The sequence below is a fragment of the Paraburkholderia sp. J94 genome, from assembly GCF_905220285.1.
Lineage (GTDB): Bacteria > Pseudomonadota > Gammaproteobacteria > Burkholderiales > Burkholderiaceae > Paraburkholderia > Paraburkholderia tropica_A.
In genome coordinates, this window is record NZ_CAJMZH010000010.1 from 315,449 (window position 1) to 322,344 (window position 6,896).

The 6,896-nt window shown below is 61.8% G+C and carries 7 protein-coding genes; 4 read left to right on the forward strand and 3 right to left on the reverse strand.

The window, feature by feature from the left end:
• The first annotated feature begins 8 nt into the window (after window positions 1–8).
• Window positions 9–1,184, forward strand: coding sequence for a pilus assembly protein TadG-related protein (locus U4Y88_RS23285; RefSeq protein ID WP_310630908.1), 1,176 nt, complete (start codon window positions 9–11; stop codon window positions 1,182–1,184).
• 352 nt (window positions 1,185–1,536) lie between these two features.
• Window positions 1,537–2,688: a porin gene (locus tag U4Y88_RS23290; protein ID WP_321786693.1), complete on the forward strand. Its 1,152-nt coding sequence runs from the start codon at window positions 1,537–1,539 to the stop codon at window positions 2,686–2,688.
• A 73-nt stretch (window positions 2,689–2,761) separates the two neighbouring features.
• On the opposite strand, the gene U4Y88_RS23295 is transcribed toward U4Y88_RS23290, so the two are convergent.
• From U4Y88_RS23295 to U4Y88_RS23305, 3 genes are all read right to left on the reverse strand, one after another.
• On the reverse strand, window positions 2,762–3,550 hold the full coding sequence (locus U4Y88_RS23295; RefSeq protein ID WP_415774488.1) for a VacJ family lipoprotein: 789 nt from the start codon (window positions 3,548–3,550) through the stop codon (window positions 2,762–2,764).
• A 102-nt stretch (window positions 3,551–3,652) separates the two neighbouring features.
• The gene (locus U4Y88_RS23300) at window positions 3,653–4,081 is read right to left on the reverse strand and encodes a DUF3331 domain-containing protein (RefSeq protein WP_224011545.1); all 429 of its coding nucleotides are present in this window, start codon (window positions 4,079–4,081) and stop codon (window positions 3,653–3,655) included.
• 30 nt (window positions 4,082–4,111) lie between these two features.
• Window positions 4,112–4,336, reverse strand: a complete 225-nt coding sequence (locus tag U4Y88_RS23305; protein ID WP_310630905.1) for a hypothetical protein — start codon at window positions 4,334–4,336, stop codon at window positions 4,112–4,114.
• Between the two features lie 494 nt (window positions 4,337–4,830).
• On the opposite strand from U4Y88_RS23305, the gene mqo reads away from it, so the two are divergent.
• Window positions 4,831–6,462, forward strand: a complete 1,632-nt coding sequence (mqo, locus tag U4Y88_RS23310) for a malate dehydrogenase (quinone) (protein ID WP_321786695.1) — start codon at window positions 4,831–4,833, stop codon at window positions 6,460–6,462.
• Between the two features lie 59 nt (window positions 6,463–6,521).
• A complete protein-coding gene (locus U4Y88_RS23315; protein WP_224011601.1) occupies window positions 6,522–6,824 on the forward strand; it encodes a DUF3579 domain-containing protein in 303 nt (100 codons plus the stop codon).
• Window positions 6,825–6,896: the final 72 nt, after the last annotated feature.

Here is a 6,896-nt window from a genome sequence, read left to right on the forward strand (position 1 = left end):
TCCACAGCATGAACAAGATCTTTACGGGACGCCGCGCGCGCCGTGAGCGCGGCGCGGTCGCCGTCCAGGTGGCCTTGCTGCTGATCACGCTGCTCGGCTGCGCCGCGATGGCGCTCGACATCGGACGCTGGGTCGTCGTGCGTCATCAGTTGCAGAACGCCGCCGACGCCGCCGCACTCGCCGGCGTGCGCACGCTGCCGGGCCAGCTGGCGGCGAGCGCCGTGCCCGCCGTCTGGGCGACCGCCACGACCGCCGCGACCGCCGCCGCCACGCAATATGCGTCGGCGAACAACGCCAACGGCCAGGCGGCCAGCGCGCAAACCATCAGCGTCGGTTACTGGGATGTCGCCAACGTGCCGTCGAGCGTGCCCTCGTCGCTGCCGCAGACCATCACCTCGACGACAGTCAAGCCCGCGGTGATCGTCACGGTGAGCCTCGCGGGCGGCGCGAATCTGCCGCTCGTGCTCGGCGCGCTCGTGGGCGTGCCATCGTTGCAGGCGAGCGCGACGTCGGTGGCCGTCGTGTCCGCGCCGGGCGTCGCGCTGCCGGGCGCGTTGTTCCCGATCGCCCTGAACCAGTGCGTCTATCAGAACGCGGCGTTCTGGAAGAACGGCCAGCCGATCACGGGCGCCGAAATCGAAATCGGCAACGGCGCGCCGTCGAACTGCATCGGCGCTGCCGCGCAATGGACCGCGCTCACGATCGATTCGAATTCGAGCGCCTACGGTCCGTGCGCAGGCATGAGTCCGAGCAACGTCCAAACCGCGTACTGCCTGATGAATTCGGGCAACGGGCCGGCCATCGGCACCGGTACGAAGATCTCGATCCAGCCCGGCGTGGAATCGTCGATCTACAACAACTTCCCGTTGACGCCCCCGCTGATGGTCACGGTGCCCGTGGTGGCCGACGGCACCGTCATGAGCGGCAGCGGCGGTGGCGGCGATACGCCCGTCGTCGGCTTCGCCTCGCTGCAGATCGATTACGTGATCGGCGCAAACGGCAAATCGACGCCTGCGTGCAATTCCAACTCCCTCTGCTCGCCGACGCCTTGCACGAAGTGCGTGATCGCGCATCTGATCGCCGACCGTGCAGGCAGCACGACGGCGGGCGGCACGACCTCGTCGTACTATGGCGCGCTCACGCCGCCGGTGCTCGCGGCGTTGCCGTCGAGCGTGTGGTACTAACTGTGTGATCGATACGGCCACGAGCGATGGCGCTTGATGCGCGATCGTTCATGGCCGCCGGCTTTTCTTTACCCCACCGATTCCCTCTCCTTCGTCAACCGCGTGTGCAGGAAAAGTCCCTTGCGCCCGCACGCGTGAATGACAACGTGCGCGCGTGCCCTGCCTGAAGCGCGCATCGCCTCGCCGCTGACTCCCTCGTCAAACCATTCTTCCGCGCAGTGCAACGCACTTCTTCGCGCACTGCAATTTCTCGCAAAAAGCCGAACCCCTATGCTCCGTCCGCTCGTTCGAACGAGCAGATCGAGACGTCGATCGCAACGATCGGCGTTGGACCTCACACCGTACACATACAATGAAAAACGTCGTCATTTCAGGGGCGCTTGGCGCGCTGACCGCCATCGCAGGCACCACGCCAGCCCATGCACAAAGCTCGGTGACCTTGTACGGCATCGTCGATACGGCGCTGCGCTATCAAACCAATGCCGCCGCCGACGGCAAGGACTTGATGAGCATGGACGTCGGCCCGGAAACGCATAGCCGCTGGGGCTTGCGCGGCAGCGAGGATCTGGGCGGCGGCGTCTCCGCGATCTTTCGCCTGGAGAATGGTTTCGAATTGAATAGCGGCGAAATGCACGTCGCGAATACGCTATTCAGCCGCCAAGCCTATGTCGGCCTGTCGAGCGAACGCTACGGCACGCTCACGCTCGGCAATCAGTATGCGCCGCTCTACGACACGATGGGCGACGTGTTTGATCCGCTCACCGTCGGCAATTACTGGCAGGACAGCTGGATGTGGAATGGCATCGGCCCGTATCTGACGATCAACAACAGCGTCAAATACAAGCTGAGCGTCAACGGACTGACCGTCGATGCGATTTACGGCTTCGGCAATCACGCCGGATCGGTCGGGCTCGGCAGCAGCTACGGCATCGAATTGAGTTATGCGCGCGGACCGGCGCTGCTCGGCGCGGGCTGGCAGCAGACGTCGGTGAGCAGCACGTCGGGCAGCACCGTGAACGGCGCGAAGATCAACCTGCTGCACGTGAGCGGCGCGTATCAGATCACGCCCGCGATTCGCCTGCTCGCGGGCTGGATACGCGCACAGGATCAGACCGGCACGACCGACGCCAACATGCAGCAATCAGGCGCACCGAAACTGCCGGGCAGCAGCCCGAACCGTATCGACGACACGCTCTATATCGGCGCGAACTGGCAGGCGACGCGGCCCTTGCTGATCACCGTGGCCGGTTACTACGGGCACACGCGCAATGCGGAGCAGCTCGACGGCACGCTGGGTTCGGGCATCAACTATTCGGCGACCGTGCTCGCGGAATATTCGCTCTCGAAGCACACGGAAATTTACGGCACGGCGGACTTCTCGCGCGGCACCGGCGCATTCGCCGCCGACTATCCGGGCACGACCGATACGCTCACGGGCACCGTCGACAAACTCGGGCGCAGCAATAACGTCGGCGCGGCAATCGGATTGCGGAAGATTTTCTGATCGACGCGAAGCGCGCAAACAGAGCATAGGCGCGCGGTGCGGATTCGGTCTTTGAATCCGCACCGCGCGTTTTCTACTGCGCAGTTTGTGATTGTGCCGCGCCGCTGTCTTGCGCGGCAGACGACGCGCTATCGCTCCGCGCGGACGGATCGTCGTAACTCGGCAAAGCCTTGCCGTCGTCGAGCGCATTGGCGCGGCTCTGCAAATAGCCGTCGCGCACGAAACTGTATTTGTCGAGCGCCGCGAGTTCCAGCAGATCGGTGGCGCCGAGCAGATGCGAGCGGCTGCTCACCACGTTCACGCCAAAGAGCGGCGTGCTCGCTGCGATCGGCATGAAGGTCGTGGGATTGATCGCGCTGGAAACCAGCAGCCCGCCCGCATCGCGCACGGAACTCGGGCCAAACAGCGGCAACACGAGATACGGCCCGGCAGGCACGCCATAGTGACCGAGCGTGAGGCCGAAATCCTCATGATGCTTTGGCAGACCGGCGGCCGTGGCCCAATCGAGCAAGCCGCCGAGTCCAAAGGTCGAATTCATCGCGAAGCGCATCAGGTCTTCGGTGGCATCGGTGACTTTCAACTGCAACAGGTCGTTGACGAAGTTGCCGACGTCGCCGAGATTCGAAAACAGATTGCCCACCGCCGTTTGCAGCGGCTCCGGCATCACATGCGCATAGGCGGTCGCGACCGGTTTCGCCACGCTACGGTCGAGACGCTCGTTGAATGAAAACATGGCGCGATTCATCGGCTCAAGCGGATCGTCCGCCTCGCGCCGATTGGCCGTGGCGCACGCGCTCAATGTAATCAAGGCGGCGAGACTCAGCGTCTGCGCCGCGCGGCGCGTGATGGACTTTAACTTCATAAACGGCTTGATCTGCGGGATTCGGGTTGGCGAAACCAACACTCGCGCCCTTCCCCTTATTCTTTATTTGCACGCGCGAGCCTGTCACGCCCGATCGCGGCACTAGCTGATACTGCCCGGCACGCCGTCCACCATGAAAGCCAGCACGACTTCTTCGCAATTCACGGAGCGCTGGCCGCGCGTGCAAGGCCGATAAACGATATCGCCGCGTCTGACCCGCAAGCCGCTCAACACGCATTGCGTCGAACGCCGCGCGACGCCCCGGATCCACAATTGCTCGGCGTAATGTCCGAGCGTGGCGTCGCACCAGCAAATCAGAATCGAGCGATCGGAAACGCGATCGACAATCGTGAAGCTCGACGAACCCAAGGTGCGCACGCCGGATCGTGCCGGCGTGTTTTTCTTCCACGCTGTCCAGTTGTCGCGCTGCCCGGCGATCCTCTCCCGTGCTAACTCATCATGCGGCGACGAGATTCTTCCAAGCTGCGCAACAGTGTTTTCCCAAACACGCCAGGTATTCGCGTCATTCAACTTCATTCTCCGCAACGGCGAAAAAGTGAATCAGCTTCCGAAATAGATATTGCAGAACGAAACCGGGCCGACGCATTCGTCTTTCTTGTCGCCTTGCTTGTGATGATCGACGCGGCCGAATGCATGATCCGACGCTCCTTCCTGATTCACGACTGCGTTTTCGGCGGCAGCGGACGGCTGCGCATGATTGCCCTGTGCATGGGCGGTAGCAGCACACAAGGACACGGCAATAACGAGGCAATGCAGAACTTTCACGACTTTTCTCCAGACTGGCGGCGTCACAGTGCCGCAACAGTGCGAACTATAGTTCTCCGCTCTGCACCGATTAAGTCTGCCTGAAGCAAGGGTCCGTTCCATGCGTTGCGCTGGCGAAGCGCGTAAAACCGATGTTTTCGCCAACGCGGCATCGGCAATCGACTGTCAACGGATTCGCAATACTTCACTGCGCAAATCGAAAAAATAACAAATTGAAAGCCGTCGATATTCACAGATAACCGGTAAAGGTCCATTTCCAGACCGCGACTATATGTAGCAGGGTCGAGCCCGTAACATCGCTTCCGGGCAGCCAGACAACATCGCGGCATGCGATTCGTCCGGCCTGTTTCAGCGGTTCTCACCGAATTCATTGTCTTGTCGCCTGATAGCGCACCAGCGGGCATGGATTCGATGAGATCAGGCAATACGACGCTTCAGCGGTTCGACGCCGTTGAAGCCATTGTGGAAATCATCTTGCGCTTCGGCGCCGGCGAATGACCATCTTGGAAAATGCACAACGAGAAGCGCTAACGCGACCCGAACATTCTGTTCACGCGCACGGCGAATCGGGAAACGAATTCGAAAAAGTCGACGTCCTGTTCATTGGCGGCGGCATCATGAGCGCGACGCTCGGCGTTCTGCTCCATGAACTCGAACCCGGCTGGTCGATGGCCATGATCGAGCGGCTCGGCGATGTGGCCGCCGAAAGCTCGAACGGCTGGAACAACGCGGGCACGGGGCATACGGCGCTCGCGGAACTGAACTACACGCCGCGCAACGCCTCCGGCTCGATCGAGATTGCGAAGGCCGTGCGCATTAACGAGGACTTTCAGATCTCGCGGCAATTCTGGTCGTGGGGTGTGAATCGCGGAATCCTGAAGCAGCCGCGCTCGTTCATCAATACCACGCCGCATATGAGTTTCGTCTGGGGCGACGACAACGTGCGTTTCCTGAAAGCGCGCCACGAAGCGCTGCAAACCAATGCGCTATTCCAGAGCATGAAGTACTCGGAATCGCATCGGGAAATCGCGCAATGGGCGCCGCTCATGATGGAAGGCCGCGATTCGCGCCAGAAAGTGGCGGCGACGTGGTCCTCGATTGGCACCGACGTGAATTTCGGTGAAATCACCCATCAATTCGTGCGTTATCTGGAAAGCCAGTCGAATTTCAATCTGCTTCTGAATAGCGACGTCAAGCAGATCGCGCGCAACGACGACGGCAGCTGGCGCGTGACCGTGGGCAACACGCACGCTCAAACGCGCCGTATCGACGCGCGCTTCGTGTTCGTCGGCGCGGGCGGCGGTTCGCTGCCGCTGCTTCAGGAAGCCGGAATTCCCGAAGCGAAGGAATATGGCGGCTTTCCGGTGGGCGGCTCGTTTCTCGTGACCGAAAACACCGATATGACGAGCCGTCATTTCGCCAAGGCCTACGGCAAGGCGTCGGTCGGTTCGCCGCCGATGTCGGTGCCGCATCTGGACACGCGCATTCTCGACGGCAAAAAGGCGCTGTTATTCGGCCCGTTCGCCACCTTCTCGACCAAATTCCTCAAGAACGGTTCGTATAGCGATCTGCTCGCGAGCACGCGCATGAACAATATCGTGCCGATGGTGCGCGTCGGCCTTTCCGAGTTTTCGCTGATCAAATATCTCGCCGGTCAATTGATGCTGTCCGATGCCGATCGCCTGAAAACCCTGCAGGAATATCTGCCGCGCGCGCAGCAGCAGGACTGGCGGCTCTGGCAAGCCGGCCAGCGCGTGCAGATCATCAAGCGCGACAAGGTCAAGGGCGGCGTGCTGAAGCTCGGCACCGAGATCGTCTGTGCGAAGGACGGCAGTATCGCGGGTTTGCTCGGCGCGTCGCCGGGTGCGTCCACGGCGGCACCCATCATGCTCAATCTGCTCGACATGGCCTTCAAGGAGCGGCTGCGCACGCCCGCATGGCAAGCGAAGATCCGCCAGATCATTCCGGGCTACGGCACGCTGCTTTCGGCGAATCCGCGCAAGGCCTACGAGTCGTTGAATGCGACCAGTGAAGCCCTGCAATTGAGCGCGCCGCCGCAATGGGAATCGACGAGCCGCCACGCAGCAGCAGCCAGCGCCGCCGTTCCCCAACGCTCGCTGGCCTGAACGCCGCGCGCCCGCTCTACCGCGATGCCTGAATCGAATTGCCCATGAACGAATTGCAGATGAATAGCGCGAAGCCCGCTGCCTACGTCATTCAAGGCGTGACCCACAAAGGCAAGACGTTCCGGCCGAGCGACTGGTCGGAACGTCTCGCCGGTGCGATGTCGAGCTTCGGTCCGCCCGCGCGCGGCGTGCGAAAGGAAGACACGCACCTGCGTTACTCGCCCTACGTGTGCCCGATGATCATCGGCAACCTGAAATGCGTGGTGCTCGACGCGCGGCTGCGCGAAGTGGCGCCCTACGCCTTCGATTTCGTGCTGCGCTTCGCCGAGGACAACGATCTCGTGGTGGAAAAGCAGGGCTAATTCGATGCACGCAGGGGTTCCCCACAATCCCGCCATTTTCAATATTGATGTCGCTTTTTTAAAGCAGCGAGA